The organism is Ruegeria sp. BF6 (genome assembly GCF_056538665.1).
This window is the reverse complement of the sequence record NZ_JBQFTN010000006.1, coordinates 51,604-69,695: the sequence shown is the minus strand read 5'-3', so window position 1 is coordinate 69,695 and position 18,092 is coordinate 51,604. Positions and strand designations below refer to the sequence as shown.

Here is an 18,092-nt window from a genome sequence, read left to right as displayed (position 1 = left end):
CAGCGCTATGACGTCGCGGGCTTTTTCTTTTCGATGAAGGCCACGGCCTGAGCTAGCGCAGCCTCGATACTCAGATCGGACGTGTCCAGCAGTACGGCATCGTCGGCGGGTTTCATCGGTGCAGTGCTGCGTTCGGCATCCCGTGCATCGCGTTCGCGCACATCGGCCAGCACCATTTCGCGGGTGACTTCCGATCCCTTGGCGCTCAATTCCAGAAAACGCCGCTCGGACCGAACTTCGGCGCTGGCGGTGACGAACAGCTTCACCTCGGCCTCAGGGCAGATCACCGTTCCGATATCGCGCCCGTCCAGAACCGCGCCCCCGGCACGACGGGCAAAAGCGCGTTGGAAGTCGACCAACGCCGACCGGACCTCAGGGATTACAGCCACTTTCGACGCCGCCTGCGCAATCTCGGCCGTACGCAGATCACCCTGCTCCAGCTCGTCAGCCGTCAGCGCCTGCGCGGCCTCGACCGGGTCGGTACCGTCCAGAGTGCGACGCCCAACCGCGCGGTAGAGCAACCCCGTATCCAGATGCGCGAACCCGAAGTGTGCGGCAACGCCTTTCGAGATCGTGCCCTTCCCCGCCGCCGCAGGGCCGTCAATGGCGACAGTAAAGCTCACGTGCGTTCGACCTTGGCGCCCAGAGACGCCATCAGCGGTTCGAAAATCGGGAATGAGGTCGCGATCGGGCCGCCGTCATCGACCGAGACCGGGGTCTGCGCGCCCATCCCCATCACCATGAACGACATGGCGATGCGGTGGTCCAGAAAGCTCTCGCACGTACCGCCGCCGGGGACATTGCCGATGCCCAGCCCGTCGACCGACCACCATTCTTCGCCCTCGTCAACGGTCACGCCATTGGCGCGCAGGCCTTTGGCCATGGCATCAATCCGGTCGCTTTCCTTGACGCGCAGTTCTTTCACGCCGCCCATCATCGTGGTGCCTGTGGCATTGGCCGCAACCACGGACAGAACCGGGTATTCGTCGATCATCGAGGCCGCGCGTTCCGGCGGCACGTTGATGCCCTTCATGTTGGGTGAATACTTGGCGCGCAGATCGGCAACAGGCTCGCCGCCCTCTTGGCGTTCGTTCTCATAGGTCAGATCGGCGCCCATCTCGCGCAGAGTGGTGAACAGGCCGGCGCGTGTCGGGTTCAGGCCAATGCCGGGCACCAGAACATCCGAACCCGGCGTGATCAGCGCCGCGCAGACCGGGAAGGCCGCGCTAGACGGGTCGCGCGGCACGGCGATGACTTGCGGTTTTAGCTCGGGGCGGCCGGTCAGAGTGATCACCCGCCCCTCATCGGTATCCTCGACGGAAATTTCGGCGCCAAACCCGGCCAACATACGCTCCGAATGGTCACGCGTGGCCTCTTTCTCAATTACCACCGTCTTGCCGGGCGCGTTCAGGCCAGCCAGCAGCACGGCGGATTTCACTTGCGCCGACGGTACTGGGACTTCGTAGCGGACCGGCACGGGTTCCGCCGCACCCACGATCGTCATCGGCAGACGCCCACCGGCACGGCCAACCGACTGCGTACCAAACAGCGCCAACGGATCGGTGACCCGCGCCATCGGACGTTTGTTGAGGCTCGCGTCGCCGGTAAAGGTCGCGGTGATGGGCGAGGTCGCCATTGCCCCCATGATAAGTCGCACTCCGGTACCCGAATTGCCGCAGTCGATCACCTGATCCGGCTCGGCAAAACCACCGACGCCGACACCATGCACGGTCCATTCACCACCACCGTGGTCCGTCACCTCGGCCCCAAAGGCGCGCATCGCCTTGGCAGTGTCCAGAACATCCTCGCCCTCAAGCAGGCCCGAGATTTTGGTTTCACCCACCGCCATAGCGCCAAGGATCAGCGACCGGTGCGAGATCGACTTGTCGCCGGGCACCTCTGCCGTGCCGGTCAGCGGGCCGCAGGGATGCGAGGTCATCGGGATTGGCGTGCCGTGTCCGGACATGGGGGCTCCTGTTTTCGCTATCAGTGCTCAAGCCGATTAGCGAATTGGGGCCGCTTGGTCCAGCCGCAATACGACCGCCAGAGGGAGCGAGGTTTGGGCGATCAGGAGTTTCTGGGCTACAATGGTCAAACTCAAGGACGAGTTCATTTTTTGTTGCTCATAATTCAATGTCCAAGGTTTTTTCCATGTCACAGCTTCAAACCATGCTTTCCAGCGGAACGGAAAAGTTCTTTCAGCCCAAAGATCCACTAAAGACAGACAGTGTTCTGCAGATGCGCCTGGCCTTTCTGGTCGGCCTCGTGGCCTTTGGCCTGCCGATCATCCTTGCCAGCGGCGCAGTGTTTGGTGGCAGCTGTTTTCGCGACAGCATAAGCCATTTCTACTATGCCCAATTCCTTGGGACCATCTTCGTCGGTTTAATGGTTTTTATCGGTGGCTTCCTAATCGCCTATACCGGAGATCATTGGCTTGAGGATCTTGGGTCATTCATCGCCGGAATAGGCGCATGTTTTGTCGCGGTTTTCCCAACAAGCGGGTCTGGCTGCGAAGAACCCGTCAGCTTTAAGTCTCGGATTTTTGCCGATGTGAACCAAACGCCGCCGCCGGTCCTGTCGGACCCCGAACCGGAAGCATTCTTCACCCTGTTTTCGGGCGCGCCGCACTTACATGCCTGGGCTGCGGGCATCCTGTTTATCTATCTTGGCCTTTATTGCCTTTTCGTTTTACGCCGCGTGGTTCCGGAGCGTCACTTAAGACACGGGCAAATGATCCAGACGAAAAAGCGACGCAATACTTTGTATTCGTTATGCGGCATCACGATCCTGTTGTGCGTTCTGACTCTGGGTATCGTCGCCTTTTCTGGTGAAGGCGCCCAGACGGGATGGAAATCCCATAACCTGACTTTTTTTGTAGAAACCATCGCGCTTTGGGCATTCGGGCTGGCATGGTTTGCAAAAGGCCGAGCCTTCCCCAGCCTGCGCGATCCCGCGCCGTAGCGGTCAGGTTTTGCGGAACGTAAGGTAATGTGGTGTGCGGCCTTCGCGCAGAGCTTTCTGTTCATATCGAGTGGAAATCCAGTCCTCCCACGGTTCGCGCCAGTCTGCGGGGCGTTCAGCCAGCCACTCGAAACCTGCGTGCGGAACTTCCTCCAGCGTCTGGCGCACATAGTCGGGGATGTCAGTTGCCACGCGGAAGATTGACCCCGGCTTCAGCACGCGCGCCAGCGGTTCCAGATGTTCGGGCGTGACAAAGCGACGGCGGTGGTGCCGCGTTTTGGGCCAGGGGTCGGGGTACAGCAAAAAGGCGCGCGAAATGCTGGCTTCGGGAAGCACGTCGAACAGATCGCGTGCGTCACCGGGGTGCACCGCAAGGTTTTTGACGCCGGCCTGACGAATTTTACCCAGCAGCATGGCGACGCCGTTGATATAGGGTTCAGCCCCGATGATACCGATATCGGGGTTGCTGGCGGCCTGATGCACCAGATGCTCACCACCGCCAAATCCGACCTCAAGCCAGACCTCCTTGCCGCCGAACAGCGTCTGCAGGTCCAGCGGATGGCGTTCGGGATTGGTCTCCCAGTCCACTGCGCCGGGCGACAGGGCGTCGAGGTCTTCGTTCAGATACGTCTTTTGGCTGGGCTTCAGGGTCTTTCCCTTGAAGCGGCCATAGAAGTTTCTGCGGGGGCGTTGTGGTGTCTGGGTGCTCATGGCGGTGCCCATACTGCGCGGGTCGTCACGTTGCAACCCCGGCGCCGAATCGAAAAAGCGCGCCGACATCGGCGCGCTTTGTATTGCATTGGATCAGACCGCGGTTTTCAGCGCATCGACCAAGTCAGTACGCTCCCAGCTGAATCCGCCATCCGCATCGGGTTCACGTCCGAAATGGCCATAAGCAGCCGTGCGCTGGTAGATAGGCTTGTTCAGTTTCAGGTGCTCGCGAATACCGCGCGGGGTCAGGTCCATCACCTGTCCGACGGCAGTTTCGATGAGAGCGTCCGCAATCTCGCCGGTGCCGTGCGTATCGGCGTAGATCGACAAAGGTTTGGACACACCAATCGCATAGCTCAGCTGAATGGTGCAGCGTTCCGCCATGCCCGCAGCAACCACGTTCTTGGCCAGATAGCGCGCGGCATAAGCGGCCGAGCGGTCCACCTTGGTCGGGTCTTTCCCCGAGAACGCACCACCACCATGAGGCGCGGCACCGCCGTAGGTGTCGACGATGATCTTGCGCCCGGTCAAACCCGCGTCGCCATCCGGGCCGCCGATCACGAATTTGCCCGTCGGGTTCACGTGCCATTCGGTTTCTGCGGTCAGCCAGCCTGCGGGCAGGGTTTCGGTGATATAGGGTTCGACGATGGCGCGGATGTCGTCCGAGCTCAGCGCCTCATCCAGGTGCTGGGTCGACAGCACGATCGAACTGACGCCGACCGGCTTGCCATCGCGGTACACAACCGACAGCTGCGATTTCGCGTCCGGGCCCAGTGCGGGCTCGGTGCCGTTCTTGCGCACTTCGGCCAGACGACGCAGAATCGCGTGCGAGTACTGGATCGGTGCCGGCATCAGCGCAGGGGTTTCGGTGGTGGCGTAACCGAACATGATGCCCTGGTCGCCAGCGCCCTCATCCTTGTTATCCGAGGCGTCCACGCCCTGAGCAATATGGGCGGACTGTTCGTGCAGCAGGTTTGTCACCTCGACGGTTTCGTGATGAAACTTATCCTGCTCGTAGCCGATATCCTTGATACAGGCGCGCGCGATCTCGTCGATGCGGCCCATATAATCGTGCAGCTTTTCCTGATCGGACAGACCTACTTCGCCACCGATCACCACTCGGTCGGTCGTGGCAAAGGTTTCGCACGCCACGCGTGCTTCGGGTTCTTCGTTCAGAAATGCGTCAAGGACGGCATCGGAAATCCGGTCACAAACCTTATCCGGGTGCCCTTCGGATACGGATTCCGAAGTAAATGTGTAGTTCTGTCGGGACATGAAAGTGCTCCATTGAGATTTCCCCATCACGCCAGGAAGCCGTTGTGACGGGCAAGCGAGGGGATACGCCTACAGCTTCACAGGGTCAATCAGAATTTAAGCGTGTTTTCGCCGGACGTTGCACCAAAGCAGCACGAACAAAACCGCCAGCAGAACAAAGACCGGGATATCGCCGATCCGGGCGTATACAGTGGGGGGCAGCGGCGCCGGCAGTTTTGCATCCACAAAACCCGCCTGCCCCAAAGCCAGCGAATCCACAACTTGCCCCAGCGGATCGATCATCGCCGAAACCCCGGTATTGGCCGAGCGCATCATCGGAAGACCCTGCTCGATCGCGCGCATCTGGGCTTGAGCCAGATGCTGATATGGGCCGGACCGCGTACCGAACCAGGCATCATTGGTGATTTGCAGCAGAAAATCAGCGCGCCCCGGTGCAGACAAGACATCCTGCGTGAACACGGCCTCGTAACAGATCAGCGGCAGCGCCTTGCCCAGCTTTCCCGCATCCATCAAGGCGGCCCCCGGTCCCGAGCTGAAACCATGGCCAGCGGTGGTCGCCATCCCGTGAATGCCGAACCGTGCCAAAAGGTTTCCGAACGGCACGTATTCTCCAAACGGCGCAAGGTGGTGCTTGTCATACAGACCCTGTTGCTGTCCCTGCTCGTCCAGATAGATCATCGAATTGTAGATGCGCGGCCCGTCACCCCGCTGGATACCCAGAAATACCGGTACGCCCTGCGCTGCATCTGTGACTGCAGCCAAATACGGCTGTGCACTGCCCAGCCATGCCGGTATCGACGTTTCCGGCCAGACAATCAGGTCCGGTCGGGGTTGCGCGGCGGTGAACCCAATCTGACGCGCAAAAAACAACGGCGCATAGTCCGGATCCCATTTCTGATGTTGTGGGGCGTTGGGTTGGATCATACGCACGGTGTGATCGGTCTCGGTGACGGTCGGACGCGAGGCCGCATAGGCCAGCGCCAGACAGGCAATTCCTATCGACAGGCCCAGTGGCAGCGCAAATCCGCCACGTTGCGCCAGTGCCACGCCCATGGGAAGCGTTGCCAAAAGGGTCAAAGTGCCCAGACCGTATGGTCCGAACAGGGATAAAAGCTGTACCATCGGCGTATCGACCCAAACCTGCGCCAGACCGGCCCAGGGAAACCCGGTCAGCACATAGCCTCGGGCGCATTCCGCCAGAGACACGGCCAAGGCCAGGAAAACCGCCTGCCCAACGGCACCTTTTCCCGGTCTCCTTGCGGCCCAAAAGGCAAGCGCCCAGAACAGTGCAAGCCCACCTGCCATGAAGATCAAGGCGAAGGGTGCCATCCAGGCGTGGCGCTCGGCGTCTACAAAAAACGGCTCGATGATCCAGCTGAGTCCGTGCGCGAAGTATCCGGTGGCAAAGGCCCAGCCCAGCCAAGCGGCCCGCCCCCGCGTCTCAGAGGACAGAAACAGCGGTGCCAACAGCACCAGTGCGGCCAAGGTGGCTGCCCAAATCCCAAGCGGTGCGAGGCCAAACGCCGCCAGAGCTCCCAACAGGGCCGAAAACACAAACCTCAGCCAAAAAGGCCACCCCTGCGCAGGGTTCATGCAGCAAGGTCCGGTAACATGACACGTAAACGCTTGATTCGGCGCGGATCGGCATCGATCACCTCGAATTCCGGACCTTCGGGATGCAGAACAACCTCACCCCGCGCAGGCACACGGCCCGACAGCATGAAAACAAGACCGCCCAAGGTATCAATCTCTTCCTCGTCTACGTCCTCGTGACTGGTCAGTGAGCGCCCGATCTCGGCCTCGAACTCTTCCAGAGGGACACGTGCCTGAACGATGTAGCAGCCGGGCTTTTCCTGCACCCAAAGCTGATCTTCGTCGGCGTCATGTTCATCGGCAATCTCACCAACCACCTGCTCGATCAAGTCCTCGATGGTTAGCAAGCCGTCAACACCGCCATATTCGTCGATCACCAGCGCCATGTGGCGGCGTTCTGTCTGCATCTTTGTCAGCAGCACACCAATTGGCATCGAGGGCGGCACGAACAGCAAAGTCCGCAGCATCGACACGAGATCGAACTCGGCGCCGCTGCCGTTAAACCCGTGGGTCAGCGCAAAATCCTTGAGGTGGACGAATCCCAAAGGAGTATCCAGCGTTCCCTCGTACACCGGTATCCGAGACAGGCCACTATCACGAAACACCTGCGCCAGTTCATCTTTCGTGATTGTTGAAGGGACCGAGATGATTTCGGCAGTCGGAATGGCCACATCCTCGACCCGCATCCGCCGCAGGTTGATCATGCCGCGCGGTTGAGTCGTGTCGGCCTCGTGCCCGTTGGCTACGTGGACCTCATCCTCGTCCTGTGGCGAAAACGCGTCCACTATGCGAGAAAAAAAACCAGCTTTCTCTTTGACATTGTCACCGCCGTTCTTCGGTTGCGCGCTCTGCGCCGCCATAGAACTGCCGTCTGTATCGCCCATAATCCCGTTCCAAATTATCAGCCCTGAAGGCCCGTCTACGCATTATATGGGTCATCAAGACCCAGTTTGCCAAGTATATCGACCTCGACCGCTTCCATCAATTCGGCGTCTGCATCGCGGATGTGGTCGTATCCCAGCAGATGTAGTGTTCCGTGAATGATCAGATGTGTGACGTGATCATCCATGGGTTTGCCAACCACGGCCGCCTCACGCGCGCAGGTGTCGTAGGAGATCGCAATATCTCCCAGCGCGAATTCGCCGGTGAAATCCGGGTCGGGCGGCAGTGGCGACTGGCCCGGTTGGTCAGCGGCCAGTTCCTCGGCTGGCCAACTGAGCACGTTGGTCGGCGCAGGCTTTTCCCGAAACTCTGCATTCAGTTCAGCGATCCGGGTGTCGTCACAGGCCAGCAGGCTGATCTCGCATAGGTCAGCATCAAGACCGCAATGATCCAGTACGGCATGAATGGCGCGCGCAGCCAAGGGTTCCAGCTCCTGCCAGCGCCCGTCTTCGATGGTCAGTTCAAGGTTCATGTCACCACGTCCTAAGCCTGCGGCCGCGGACGATTAGCCCGTCTCACGGCCCGAGTCGGCCTCATACGCTTCGATAATGGCGGCGACAAGCGGGTGCCTTACGACGTCCTTCGAGGTGAAATAGTTGAAGCTGATATTCGAGATCGTCTTCAGCAAACGCTCGGCATCGGCCAACCCAGACTGAACCCCGCGCGGCAGGTCGACCTGCGAGCGGTCACCGGTGATGACCATGCGGCTGCCCTCACCCAGTCGGGTCAGGAACATCTTCATCTGCATGGTGGTGGCGTTTTGCGCCTCGTCCAGGACAACAAAGGCGTTGGCCAGTGTCCGCCCGCGCATGAAAGCCAGCGGCGCGATTTCGATTCGCTTCTCTTCAATCAGCTTGGCCAGCTGCTTGCCGGGCAGGAAGTCGTTCAGCGCATCATAGAGCGGCTGCATGTAAGGGTCGACCTTGTCCTTCATGTCACCCGGCAGATAACCCAGCTTTTCACCAGCCTCGACGGCGGGACGGCTGAGAATGATCCGGTCCACATGCCCGCCGATAAACATCGACACACCAACGGCCACGGCCAGATAGGTCTTACCAGTGCCGGCAGGACCAATTCCAAAGGCCAGTTCGTTGTTGAACAGCGACTGGACATAGGCCTTTTGCGCGTCCGTGCGTGGCTCGACCAGTTTTTTGCGGGTTTTGATTTCGACCGTACCGCCCTTGAACATCTCAAGCTGGTCGCCATCGCGGCTGCCAGTTCCTGTCTCGGAGCTGCCCATCCGAAGCTCGCGGTCCACGTCGGCAGCCTCAACATCGCGACCACCTTCAAGACGGGTATAAAGCGCTTGCAGCACCTCAATCGCCTGCTTCTGCGAATCCTCATCGCCCATGACAACCAACTGGTTGCCGCGTCGGACAATCTGGACGGACAGCTTATTTTCGATTTCGGTCAGGTTGCGGTCATACTCACCGCACAAATCAATCAACAACCGATTGTCAGGGAATTCAACAAACGCCTCACTTTGGGGCATGTCATCTTGCGGTGGGGTAAGGGCACCGATGGCCAATCCGTTCTCCTGTCTTGGCGTTTCACCCCGAGCGTAGACAACAACTCTCGGTGGGCGCAAGCCACAGTTTTAAATTTTCCAAAACGGATGGCAAAACCGCCGAATAGTAGCCCAAGCGATATCGCCATTAGTTGAGAGCTTGGTCAAAACGTGTAGTTCAACCCAAATCTCAAACCGCGGTAACGCGGAGTGGATTTCGTCGAAAAACCATTGCTGAATTCGACCCGGCGCGAGTCGAACTGCACGTATTCGTATTCACCCGTAATCGACCAGTTCTCGCTCAGGTTGTGCTCGGCACCGATACTTGCCGAAAAACCGTTCCGGGTATCACTTTCTTCGAATGGTTGCGTCGTGACGCCGGAAGTCAGGCTGCTGGTGGTTTTCACGTCACCCTGCACGTATCCTACCGTTACGAAATACAATACCGTGCCGCTTTTGTTGGTCAGACCATTGCGAAACCGAATCGAAAGGATGTCCGAGACCTCGGACGATCCAGTGATTGCAACGCTGCCAATATCCGTCATGGCGTCGTCATCGAGCGTGCCAAAATCATACCCGAGTTCGAACCCGTAGACATAGTCGCGTCCCCCGATGGCCGGCAGAACGCCACGCCAGCCACCCCGGACACCACCGTAGTTGCCGTTCAGGTCGAGTTCTCCAATTTCGAACGTACCGCCCGGGGTCGTCAGGCCAAACCGGTCCGTGCCGCCCGTTGCATATCCACCGCTAAGGCCCAGGTAGAAGGCGCTGACATCGCTGCCGAAACGTTTCGGGCTGACGACCGGAGGGTCAGTCACACCCTGCTCCAGATTGCCCGCAACAGTTGCGCTGGATAGAAGGGAAAGCACCAGCGCTGACGAGAAAACAACCCGACGGCTTGGTCCAAAGAAACGTGTTCGAATTTCCACTCGTTACCTCCATCGTCCCAACCCGAAAACCGGACCGGTACAGAACTGGATTTTCAGGAGCGCAGAGCGCTGGACCCTAAAAAATCTGGCCCTTCTCGGAACATAGTTCACGGTTGTGAATCAAGGGTTAAAAATTGAAACAAGTGCTGACTATGGCATTATGACAGCACCAGTCGATCAGGTCAGATCATTGCCCCCGCCAGCGAATTTGTCCCCGAACCGGTGATCTGAACATCCCTAAGCTCTCCGACGGCGACGTCTGCATCAGACACATGAACCGAGTGCAGATATTCGGATTTTCCAACCATTTGCCCGGGCAAGCGACCGGATTTTTCGAACAGAACGCTAACCCTTCGCCCAACCATTGCATCCTGAATTTCCCGCTGATGCTGCGTGATCAGGGCCTGCAGACGTTGCAAACGGTCATCCGCCGCCTGCGGATCGACCTGAGGCCGCTCAGCCGCGGGCGTACCGGGGCGGGTCGAGTATTTGAAGGAATAGGCATAGCCGTATTTGACTTCTTCGACCAAATCCATCGTTGCTTGGAAATCTTCTTCGGTTTCCTCGGGAAAGCCGACGATGAAGTCACCGGACATGACGATATCGGACCGCGCCGCACGGATACGCTCGACCAGACGCAGATAGCTTTCCGCCGTGTGGCTGCGGTTCATCCGTTTGAGGATTTTGTCCGATCCCGACTGCACCGGCAAGTGAAGATACGGCATCAGCTTTTCGCAGGTTCCATGCGCCTCGATCAGGTCATCGGCCATGTCATTGGGGTGCGAGGTGGTAAAGCGGATGCGCTCCAGCCCGTCGACTTTGTTCAACTCCCAGATCAGACCGGCCAGCGTCATGTCGCCGTTCGGACCCGAGCCATGATAGGCGTTCACGTTCTGACCCAGCAGAGTGATCTCGCGCACGCCGCGCTCCACCAGATCTTGGGCTTCACGGATAATGCGATCCGCCGGGCGGCTGACTTCGGCACCACGGGTATAGGGCACCACACAGAAGGCGCAGAATTTGTCGCAGCCTTCTTGCACGGTCAGAAACGCTGTCGGGCCACGCTTGGCCTTGGGGCGGTTCTTCAGTTTCTCGAACTTGTCTTCTTCGGGGAAGTCCGTGTCCAGCGCCTTGGCGCCAGTGCGGGTCTTTGCCTCCATCTCGGGCAGGCGGTGATAGCTTTGTGGGCCCACAACCAGATCGACCAAAGGCTGACGACGCATGATTTCTTCGCCTTCGGCCTGCGCAACACATCCCGCCACGCCGATCTTCAGATCGGGCTTTTCCGCTTTCAATCCCTTGAACCGGCCAAGCTCGGAATAGACCTTTTCGGCAGCCTTTTCCCGGATATGGCAGGTGTTGAGCAAAATCATATCCGCATCATCGGGGCTTTGCGTTTCCACGTAGCCCTGCCCGCCCAACGTCTCGGACATGCGCTCGCTGTCATAGACGTTCATCTGGCAACCATAGGTTTTGATGTACAGCTTTTTGGGTTCTGACATGGGTATGGCCTTTGCGTTCGCGGGATCGGCGTCATCTATACCCTACGAACGCCGCTTGCAATGCCGGGGCGGATACCCGATTTTGACCGAAGATTCCAGCAAAGTGGAACCGGACAGGTAATGCAATACGATTCACTCGACGTTTTCCTGAACTCAGGCAAATCGGCGCTGGCCAAAGGCCCGGTCGCCCTGATCTTTGCCGAGGACACGGTCGAGATCGACAGCACGATCCGGCATCATCTGCACCTGGGGTTCAAATCCGTGATCGCCTTCATGCCGCAGGATTTTGCGCTGGACCCGGAGTTGTCCGAACGCATTCACCGCGTAACGCTAACCTGCGTGCCCGGCGCGATCGTGTTCGACACCATCAACAAAATCATACAGGCCGCGCCCGGCATTTGGATGTATTACTGCTATAACGCCGAATACCTGTTCTTTCCGTTTTGCGAGACGCGAACGGTGGGCGAATTGCTGGCCTTTCACGCCGAAGAACGCCGTGACGCGATGCTGAGCCATGTCATCGACCTCTATGCCGATGATTTGGATGCCTTTCCGAACGGAGTCGCCCCGGACCGCGCGATGCTGGACAGCACCGGATACTATGCCCACACCCGCCACGACGCCGAAGGCCACCCGGTCGAGCGGCAGTTGGACATGTCGGGCGGCCTGCGCTGGCGGTTTGAGGATCACATTCCCTATGAACGCCGCCGTATCGACCGGATCGCCCTGTTCAAATCCCGCAAGGGTCTGGAACTGCGCCCCGATCACACGTTCAACGACCCGGAATACAACACCTATTCCTGCCCGTGGCATCATAATATGACGGCTGCCGTATGCTCATTCCGGGCGGCCAAAGCGTTGAAAACCAACGCCGGATCGACCTTCGACATCCCGAGTTTTTGCTGGCGCAACTCAGTGCCGTTCCAGTGGACCTCTGGTCAATTGCTCGACCTTGGCCTGATCGAATCAGGCCAGTGGTTCTGAGCCGCGACTAGCGCAGCAGCAGCACCGGGAACCAATCTTCGCGCAGGCGCTGGCCGGGGGTCATGTCATGCCCCGGAAACGGTGGAGATGTCCGGCCCGGACGTTCCACATACCGCGCATCATCGCCGACCAAACGCAATGAAAACGCCCTGCGGCGGCTGTCGGAGTGATTCCCGCGCGCGCCGTGCAGCGTGCGGTAGTTGAATGCCACCGCGTCGCCCGGCTCCATCTCGAATTCCACAACCTTCATACCTTCGGCATCCGGGTCGGGGACTGGGATGTACTGGCCTTCGTCCGGGAAAAACCCCTCCTCCGACACCCAGCGGGTTGGCAGAACCTCTTTCTCCCACCGATGCGAACCCGCCACGCAGCGCAGGGTCGCCTGTTTCACCGGATCCAGCGGCGACCAGAAACTGATCGTCTGCTGCCCTTCGACAAAATAATACGGCCCGTCCTGATGCCACGGGGTCTCCATCGACGTGCCGGGTTCCTTGACCAAAACGTGGTCGTGGAACATTTGAACGGTCTGCGATTGCATCAGGTCCGCCGCGACCTCGGCCGCCGGAGAGTTTTCGATCACCTCGCGAAACTGATTAATCCGCGACCAGTTGCAGTAATCGTCAAAGAAAAGGCCGGTTTCGCCTTGCTTCTTGTTGTCCGACGCGTAAGGCCCAGGCTCGGCCATGTTGGCAGCGACGCCTGCGCGCAGGGCCTCGACATGGTCGGCAAACAGCCCTTTGATCAGGACAACGCCGTCCTGCTGATAGGTGTCGATCTTCTCTTGCGTGACCAGAGGGTGCGTCATGTCTATCTCCGTACCGTGGGGTTGGGTGATGTGGACATGGGAAAGCCCTCTGTTCAAGTCATATCTTTCAAAGATACACTTAACTTCATGTTATATATCTCGCTGCGCCAATACGAATATGTCTGCGCCATCGGACGGCATGGCAGCCTGTCCGCCGCCGCGTTACACCTGAATGTCTCGCAACCGGCGCTGTCCAACGCACTGACACGGGTCGAGGACCAACTGGGCTATTCCCTGTTCGCCCGTCGGCGCGGAGCAGCGATGGCGCTGACCCCGCAAGGGCGCAGCTTCATTGAAGAGGCCGAGGTGTTGCTTGCCAGCGCTGCCCGGTTGGAAAACGCTGCCGAAAGCAGCGCGGGCAATGCGCGCTTGCGGTTAGGCTGTTTCGTTGATCTGGCCCCGTTTCTGCTGGCCCGCGCCCTGCGACAGTTGCGCGCCGAGATGCCGGATGTGGCGGTGTCCTACCGGGTGGACAGTTTCGAGGGCCTGATTTCCGGCCTGATCGACGGGCGGATCGACCTCGCGCTGACCTATGGGCTGAGCATGGACGCGACGTTCACTCGACACACCTTGTTCGCCAGCTCTCCGCGCGCACTTTTGTCGCCGGATCACCCTTTGGCCACAAACAGCCAAGTTTCCCTGAAGGATCTGGCCGCTCACCCGCTGATCCTGTCCGAGGAAGGGTTGTCCGCCCAGCATGTGCTGGGACTGTTTCGTCAGATCGGAGAAAGCCCAATGGTGGCACACCGCGCGGCCTCCTTGGAGATTCAGCGCAGCCTTGCGGCACATGGCGAAGGAGTCGCGATCAGCTATGCCAATCCACCCGCTGACATCAGCTATGACGGAATGCCGCTGCTGAGCCTGCCTGTCTCGGATCCGTTCGCAGCCGAACCCGTGGTGCTGGCCCGACATGGCACAGGACCCACCGACGCGCCAGTTGCGATAGCGGAGCGTGCGTTAAATGAAATCGTGACGTGAGGTTACTTTTTTCGCAGACGGATCACGACATCGACCGAGGCGATCTCAACGCCTTCGGGGGCCTCGGGCAGGCGCTGAATTACCAGCTGGTCTGAGGGCGCATCGCTCAGGCGGCTCTCGTCTTCCCAGTAGAAATGGGGATGATCGTGAGTGTTTGTGTCGAAATAGCTTTTCGACCCGTCCACCGTGATTTCCTGCAAGACACCAGCCTCGCAAAACGCGCGCAGGGTGTTGTAGACAGTCGCAAGGGATACGGCATCACCGTTCATTTTTGCAGATTCAAACAGGCTTTCCGCCGTGACGTGGCGATGACGGCCGTCGCCGACCAAAAGTTCGGCCAGAGCCATGCGCTGACGTGTCGGACGCAATCCCGCGTCGACCAACCAATTCGTGGCTCTGCTCTGGCTTTGAGGTGTCATGAATCCGAAACCCGTTTGTTGCTGACATATATATAAGTGCTCAGGTCAGGTAATTTCAAATGAAATTCATTCGCAAAGAATGTCCTGAACACAACATGATGTGGGCGACCGCTCTTGCAGGACCTTGCATACGGGTGCTAGGTGAGGCCAGATTAAAGAAACGGACCCCTGGCAGGAGAGGCGGCAGAATGGCCCAATTCCCGAGCAGCTTTGACAAGGACGATCTGCTGAAATGCGCCCGAGGCGAATTATTCGGCCCCGGCAATGCGCAATTGCCTGCCCCGCCGATGCTGATGATGGATCGGATCACCGATATCTCGGCCGATGGCGGCGCGCATGGAAAAGGTCACGTTCTGGCCGAGTTCGATATCACCCCGGACCTGTGGTTCTTTGACTGCCATTTCCCCGGCAACCCGATCATGCCCGGTTGTCTTGGACTGGACGGTCTGTGGCAGCTGACCGGCTTCAACCTGGGCTGGCGCGGCTGGCAGGGTCGCGGCATGGCCGTGGGCGTGGGTGAAGTAAAGCTGACCGGCATGGTGCGCCCGGACCGCAAGATGCTGACTTATAAAATCGATTTCAAAAAGGCGATCCAGACCCGCCGCCTGACCATGGGTGTGGCGGATGGTATCGTCGAAGCGGACGGCGAAATGATTTACGACGTCAAAGACATGAAAGTCGTTCTGTCCGAAGCCTAAGCCGGACCGGCCTTAAATAAGGAGCACGCACATGCGTCGAGTAGTTGTCACCGGTCTGGGGGTTGTCTCCTCTATCGGGAACAATGCCGAAGAGGTTCTGGCCTCGTTGAAGGCCGGCAAGTCCGGCATCGAGGCCAATGAACAGATGGTCGAACATGGCTTTCGCAGTCAGATCGCGGGATCGCTCAAGATTGATGTGTCCCAGCATGTGGACAAGCGTACCCTGCGCTTCATGGGGCCCGGTGCCGCCTATGCCCATATCGCGATGAGCCAGGCCATCGCCGATTCTGGCCTAACCGAAGAGCAGGTCGTGAACCCGCGCACCGGTCTGGTTGCCGGGTCTGGTGGTCCGTCGACCAGTGCGATGCTGACGGCGCATCAGACTGTGCTGAAAACCGGCGCGACCAAACGGATCGGGCCATTTGCGGTTCCGAAATGCATGTGCTCGACGATTTCCGCGAACCTGGCGACCGCGTTCAAGATCAAGGGCATCAACTACTCGATCACCTCGGCCTGCTCGACCTCGCTGCACTGTATCGGCAATGCGGCAGAGCAGATCATGCTGGGCAAGCAGGACGTAATGTTTGCCGGCGGCGGCGAGGAACTGGACTGGACCCTGTCCTGCCTGTTCGACGCGATGGGCGCGATGTCCTCGAAATACAACGACGCGCCGGAAAAAGCCTCGCGCGCGTTTGATCAGGATCGCGACGGGTTCGTGATCTCGGGCGGCGGCGGTATCGTCGTGCTGGAGGATCTGGACCACGCGCTGGCGCGCGGCGCCAAAATCTATGCCGAGGTCACCGGCTATGCCGCCACCTCGGACGGACACGACATGGTGGCCCCCTCGGGAGAAGGCGGCGAGCGTGCGATGCGTCTGGCGCTGGCAACCGTACCCGAAGGCCGCAAGGTCGATTACATCAACGCCCACGGCACCTCGACCCCGGTCGGAGACGTTGGCGAGGTCGAAGCTGTGCGCCGCATCTTCGGTGAAGGCAACGTGCCGCCGATTTCTTCGACCAAGTCGATGACTGGCCACGCGCAGGGCGCAGCCGGCGCGCTCGAAGCCATCTTTTGTCTGCTGATGCTGGACAATGACTTTATTACTCCGTCGATCAATGTCGACACACTTGCCGAAGGCATCCTGCCCGGTGAAATCGCAACTCAAGTGGTTGAAAACGCAGGTCTGGACAGTGTCATGACCAACAGCTTCGGCTTTGGCGGCACAAACGGGTCCATGGTTCTGTCAAAGTATAACGGGTGAACATGATGTCGGAACTTCTCAAGGGCAAACGCGGCCTGATTATGGGCGTGGCCAATGACCGCTCGATCGCGTGGGGAATTGCCAAAGCCATGCACGAAGCCGGCGCGGAACTGGCTTTCACCTATCAGGGTGAGGCATTCGGCAAACGGCTGGAGCCGCTGGCCCAGAGCCTTGGCAGCGACTTCATGGTGGATGCCGATGTCACCGATGACGAGTCGCTGGACCGCGCGTTCAGCGAATTGGGCGCGCGCTGGCCGACGATTGACTTCGTGGTCCATGCCATCGCCTTTTCGGACAAGTCCGAACTGACCGGCCGGTTCCTGAACACCTCTCGGGCGAACTTCAAACACTCGATGGATGTCTCGGCCTATTCCTTTATCGAGGTTGCGCGCCGCGCCTATCCGCTGATGAAGGACAATGGCGGCACGCTGCTGACGCTGACCTACCAGGGGTCGAACCGGGTTGTTCCGAACTACAACGTCATGGGTGTGGCGAAGGCTGCGCTGGAATCGGCTACACGCTATCTGGCAAACGACCTTGGCCCCGAAGGTATCCGCGTCAACGCCATCTCGCCCGGCCCGATGAAAACGCTGGCGGGCGCAGCCATCGGCGGCGCACGCAAGACCTACAAGTTCTGTGACCAGAACGCACCGATGCGCTCGAACGCTACCCTGGAGGCCGTCGGCGGCACCGCCGTTTACCTGGCTTCTGATGCTGGTGCCTGCACGTCGGGCGAGGTCATTCGCGTCGACGGAGGCTTCCACGTTCTGGGTATGCCGCAGCCCGATCACATGTGACCCGATCTTTCCCTGCCCGCGCCAAGATTTCACCATCTTTTGCGGGCACGGATAGCGACATGAGCAAAGCAGAACATATCCTCTCGAACACCACTCGGGCATCCCGGCGCAAACAGGGGTTTCTGGGACAACGCGGTCGTATCGCGTTGCTGGCCCTAACCATGCTGCTGATGCTGTTTGTGTTCTTTACACAAGCAGATGTACGCGCAGCATTTACATCCTGGACCAGCCTGATTTCAGGCTGATCCAACGCACTGACCCGCTGCGGTCAGTTGATTGAGACGACTTCAATATCGAATATCAGGTCCTGACCGGCCAGCGGGTGGTTTGCGTCCAGCGTTACGGTTGCCTCGTCAGAATCCACCACCGTCACTGGCACGGCCTGCCCATCGGGCGTTTGCATTTGCAGCTGGGTGCCGGGTTCCAGCGGGATATCGTCCGGGATGCCTTCGCGCGGGATTTGCTGGCGCGCTGCAGGATTGATCGGGCCATAGGCATCCACGCAAGCGATCTCGACCCGCTTTTTCTCACCCACGGTCAGACCGGGCATCGCCGTGTCCAGCCCGGGAATGATCTGGTCTGACCCTACCACGAACTCCAGCGGATCGCGCCCTTCGGAACTGTCGAAGACGTTGCCGTCCAACAGTGTACCTGTGTAATGGATGCGAACCGTGTCGCCTTGCTTGATCTCGGTCATTGGTGGCCTCCGGCCGTTATGGGAATAAGCGGT

The 18,092-nt window shown here is 59.4% G+C and carries 20 protein-coding genes and 1 riboswitch; of the genes, 7 read left to right on the top strand and 13 right to left on the bottom strand.

Going from position 1 to position 18,092, the window contains the following annotated elements:
• Positions 1-5 precede the first annotated feature (5 nt).
• Complete coding sequence (locus tag ACR0IM_RS15035; RefSeq protein ID WP_480682421.1) at positions 6-623, bottom strand: (d)CMP kinase; 618 nt, start codon at positions 621-623, stop codon at positions 6-8.
• Positions 620-1,966: a 3-phosphoshikimate 1-carboxyvinyltransferase gene (gene aroA / locus ACR0IM_RS15030; RefSeq protein WP_480682420.1), complete on the bottom strand. Its 1,347-nt coding sequence runs from the start codon at positions 1,964-1,966 to the stop codon at positions 620-622. The genes ACR0IM_RS15035 and aroA overlap by 4 nt, the downstream gene beginning before the upstream one ends.
• 185 nt (positions 1,967-2,151) lie before the next feature.
• Here aroA and ACR0IM_RS15025 point away from each other — a divergent pair, with 185 nt between their 5' ends.
• Positions 2,152-2,961: a hypothetical protein gene (locus tag ACR0IM_RS15025; RefSeq protein ID WP_480642383.1), complete on the top strand. Its 810-nt coding sequence runs from the start codon at positions 2,152-2,154 to the stop codon at positions 2,959-2,961.
• 3 nt (positions 2,962-2,964) lie between these two features.
• Here ACR0IM_RS15025 and trmB read toward each other — a convergent pair whose 3' ends face one another.
• The 8 genes from trmB to miaB all read right to left on the bottom strand — a co-directional run bounded on the left by trmB (position 2,965) and on the right by miaB (position 11,420).
• Positions 2,965-3,672, bottom strand: a complete 708-nt coding sequence (gene trmB, locus ACR0IM_RS15020) for a tRNA (guanosine(46)-N7)-methyltransferase TrmB (RefSeq protein WP_480682419.1) — start codon at positions 3,670-3,672, stop codon at positions 2,965-2,967.
• 93 nt (positions 3,673-3,765) lie between these two features.
• Positions 3,766-4,947: a methionine adenosyltransferase gene (metK, locus tag ACR0IM_RS15015; RefSeq protein ID WP_480593710.1), complete on the bottom strand. Its 1,182-nt coding sequence runs from the start codon at positions 4,945-4,947 to the stop codon at positions 3,766-3,768.
• A 5-nt stretch (positions 4,948-4,952) separates the two neighbouring features.
• A riboswitch (SAM-SAH riboswitch) is annotated at positions 4,953-5,001 on the bottom strand.
• Between the two features lie 42 nt (positions 5,002-5,043).
• Positions 5,044-6,540 (bottom strand): apolipoprotein N-acyltransferase, encoded by a 1,497-nt coding sequence (gene lnt / locus ACR0IM_RS15010; protein ID WP_480682418.1) that lies wholly within the window; start codon positions 6,538-6,540, stop codon positions 5,044-5,046.
• Positions 6,537-7,424, bottom strand: a complete 888-nt coding sequence (locus ACR0IM_RS15005) for a hemolysin family protein (protein ID WP_480593713.1) — start codon at positions 7,422-7,424, stop codon at positions 6,537-6,539. The genes lnt and ACR0IM_RS15005 overlap by 4 nt, the downstream gene beginning before the upstream one ends.
• A gap of 35 nt (positions 7,425-7,459) precedes the next feature.
• Positions 7,460-7,954: an rRNA maturation RNase YbeY gene (gene ybeY / locus ACR0IM_RS15000; protein ID WP_480682417.1), complete on the bottom strand. Its 495-nt coding sequence runs from the start codon at positions 7,952-7,954 to the stop codon at positions 7,460-7,462.
• A gap of 33 nt (positions 7,955-7,987) precedes the next feature.
• On the bottom strand, positions 7,988-9,010 hold the full coding sequence (locus ACR0IM_RS14995; RefSeq protein ID WP_480682416.1) for a PhoH family protein: 1,023 nt from the start codon (positions 9,008-9,010) through the stop codon (positions 7,988-7,990).
• A gap of 143 nt (positions 9,011-9,153) precedes the next feature.
• A complete protein-coding gene (locus ACR0IM_RS14990) occupies positions 9,154-9,918 on the bottom strand; it encodes an outer membrane protein (protein WP_480593716.1) in 765 nt (254 codons plus the stop codon).
• A gap of 182 nt (positions 9,919-10,100) precedes the next feature.
• On the bottom strand, positions 10,101-11,420 hold the full coding sequence (miaB, locus tag ACR0IM_RS14985; RefSeq protein WP_480593718.1) for a tRNA (N6-isopentenyl adenosine(37)-C2)-methylthiotransferase MiaB: 1,320 nt from the start codon (positions 11,418-11,420) through the stop codon (positions 10,101-10,103).
• Positions 11,421-11,540: 120 nt separating this feature from the next.
• Between miaB and ACR0IM_RS14980 the strand changes: the two genes are divergently transcribed.
• Entirely contained in the window at positions 11,541-12,404 is an 864-nt protein-coding gene (locus ACR0IM_RS14980) for a hypothetical protein (protein WP_480682415.1), read from the top strand.
• A 7-nt stretch (positions 12,405-12,411) separates the two neighbouring features.
• Here the strand turns inward: ACR0IM_RS14980 and ACR0IM_RS14975 are convergent, their stop codons facing one another.
• The gene (locus tag ACR0IM_RS14975) at positions 12,412-13,209 is read right to left on the bottom strand and encodes a phytanoyl-CoA dioxygenase family protein (protein ID WP_480682414.1); all 798 of its coding nucleotides are present in this window, start codon (positions 13,207-13,209) and stop codon (positions 12,412-12,414) included.
• Between the two features lie 87 nt (positions 13,210-13,296).
• Between ACR0IM_RS14975 and ACR0IM_RS14970 the strand changes: the two genes are divergently transcribed.
• Positions 13,297-14,187, top strand: coding sequence for a LysR family transcriptional regulator (locus ACR0IM_RS14970; protein ID WP_480642393.1), 891 nt, complete (start codon positions 13,297-13,299; stop codon positions 14,185-14,187).
• 2 nt (positions 14,188-14,189) lie between these two features.
• On the opposite strand, the gene irrA is transcribed toward ACR0IM_RS14970, so the two are convergent.
• Complete coding sequence (gene irrA / locus ACR0IM_RS14965; protein WP_480642395.1) at positions 14,190-14,606, bottom strand: iron response transcriptional regulator IrrA; 417 nt, start codon at positions 14,604-14,606, stop codon at positions 14,190-14,192.
• A 188-nt stretch (positions 14,607-14,794) separates the two neighbouring features.
• Here irrA and fabA point away from each other — a divergent pair, with 188 nt between their 5' ends.
• From fabA to ACR0IM_RS14945, 4 genes are read left to right on the top strand one after another with little or no spacing between them, the layout of a single operon-like run.
• A complete protein-coding gene (gene fabA / locus ACR0IM_RS14960; protein ID WP_170326986.1) occupies positions 14,795-15,304 on the top strand; it encodes a bifunctional 3-hydroxydecanoyl-ACP dehydratase/trans-2-decenoyl-ACP isomerase in 510 nt (169 codons plus the stop codon).
• Between the two features lie 31 nt (positions 15,305-15,335).
• Entirely contained in the window at positions 15,336-16,565 is a 1,230-nt protein-coding gene (gene fabB, locus ACR0IM_RS14955; protein ID WP_480593732.1) for a beta-ketoacyl-ACP synthase I, read from the top strand.
• 5 nt (positions 16,566-16,570) lie between these two features.
• Complete coding sequence (locus ACR0IM_RS14950; RefSeq protein WP_480593734.1) at positions 16,571-17,362, top strand: enoyl-ACP reductase FabI; 792 nt, start codon at positions 16,571-16,573, stop codon at positions 17,360-17,362.
• A gap of 59 nt (positions 17,363-17,421) precedes the next feature.
• Complete coding sequence (locus ACR0IM_RS14945) at positions 17,422-17,607, top strand: hypothetical protein (RefSeq protein WP_480593736.1); 186 nt, start codon at positions 17,422-17,424, stop codon at positions 17,605-17,607.
• 23 nt (positions 17,608-17,630) lie between these two features.
• On the opposite strand, the gene ACR0IM_RS14940 is transcribed toward ACR0IM_RS14945, so the two are convergent.
• On the bottom strand, positions 17,631-18,059 hold the full coding sequence (locus ACR0IM_RS14940) for an FKBP-type peptidyl-prolyl cis-trans isomerase (RefSeq protein ID WP_480593738.1): 429 nt from the start codon (positions 18,057-18,059) through the stop codon (positions 17,631-17,633).
• Positions 18,060-18,092: the final 33 nt, after the last annotated feature.

Coding starts and splice junctions, on each gene's coding strand:
- trmB (WP_480682419.1), bottom strand. CDS start 3,672: ATGAGCACCCAGACACCACAACGCCCCCGCAGAAACTTCTATGGCCGC.
- ACR0IM_RS14940 (WP_480593738.1), bottom strand. CDS start 18,059: ATGACCGAGATCAAGCAAGGCGACACGGTTCGCATCCATTACACAGGT.
- ACR0IM_RS15025 (WP_480642383.1), top strand. CDS start 2,152: ATGTCACAGCTTCAAACCATGCTTTCCAGCGGAACGGAAAAGTTCTTT.
- lnt (WP_480682418.1), bottom strand. CDS start 6,540: ATGAACCCTGCGCAGGGGTGGCCTTTTTGGCTGAGGTTTGTGTTTTCG.
- ACR0IM_RS14970 (WP_480642393.1), top strand. CDS start 13,297: ATGTTATATATCTCGCTGCGCCAATACGAATATGTCTGCGCCATCGGA.
- ACR0IM_RS15005 (WP_480593713.1), bottom strand. CDS start 7,424: ATGGGCGATACAGACGGCAGTTCTATGGCGGCGCAGAGCGCGCAACCG.
- aroA (WP_480682420.1), bottom strand. CDS start 1,966: ATGTCCGGACACGGCACGCCAATCCCGATGACCTCGCATCCCTGCGGC.
- ACR0IM_RS14945 (WP_480593736.1), top strand. CDS start 17,422: ATGAGCAAAGCAGAACATATCCTCTCGAACACCACTCGGGCATCCCGG.
- ACR0IM_RS14950 (WP_480593734.1), top strand. CDS start 16,571: ATGTCGGAACTTCTCAAGGGCAAACGCGGCCTGATTATGGGCGTGGCC.
- miaB (WP_480593718.1), bottom strand. CDS start 11,420: ATGTCAGAACCCAAAAAGCTGTACATCAAAACCTATGGTTGCCAGATG.
- ACR0IM_RS14980 (WP_480682415.1), top strand. CDS start 11,541: ATGCAATACGATTCACTCGACGTTTTCCTGAACTCAGGCAAATCGGCG.
- metK (WP_480593710.1), bottom strand. CDS start 4,947: ATGTCCCGACAGAACTACACATTTACTTCGGAATCCGTATCCGAAGGG.
- fabB (WP_480593732.1), top strand. CDS start 15,336: ATGCGTCGAGTAGTTGTCACCGGTCTGGGGGTTGTCTCCTCTATCGGG.
- irrA (WP_480642395.1), bottom strand. CDS start 14,606: ATGACACCTCAAAGCCAGAGCAGAGCCACGAATTGGTTGGTCGACGCG.
- fabA (WP_170326986.1), top strand. CDS start 14,795: ATGGCCCAATTCCCGAGCAGCTTTGACAAGGACGATCTGCTGAAATGC.
- ybeY (WP_480682417.1), bottom strand. CDS start 7,954: ATGAACCTTGAACTGACCATCGAAGACGGGCGCTGGCAGGAGCTGGAA.
- ACR0IM_RS14975 (WP_480682414.1), bottom strand. CDS start 13,209: ATGACGCACCCTCTGGTCACGCAAGAGAAGATCGACACCTATCAGCAG.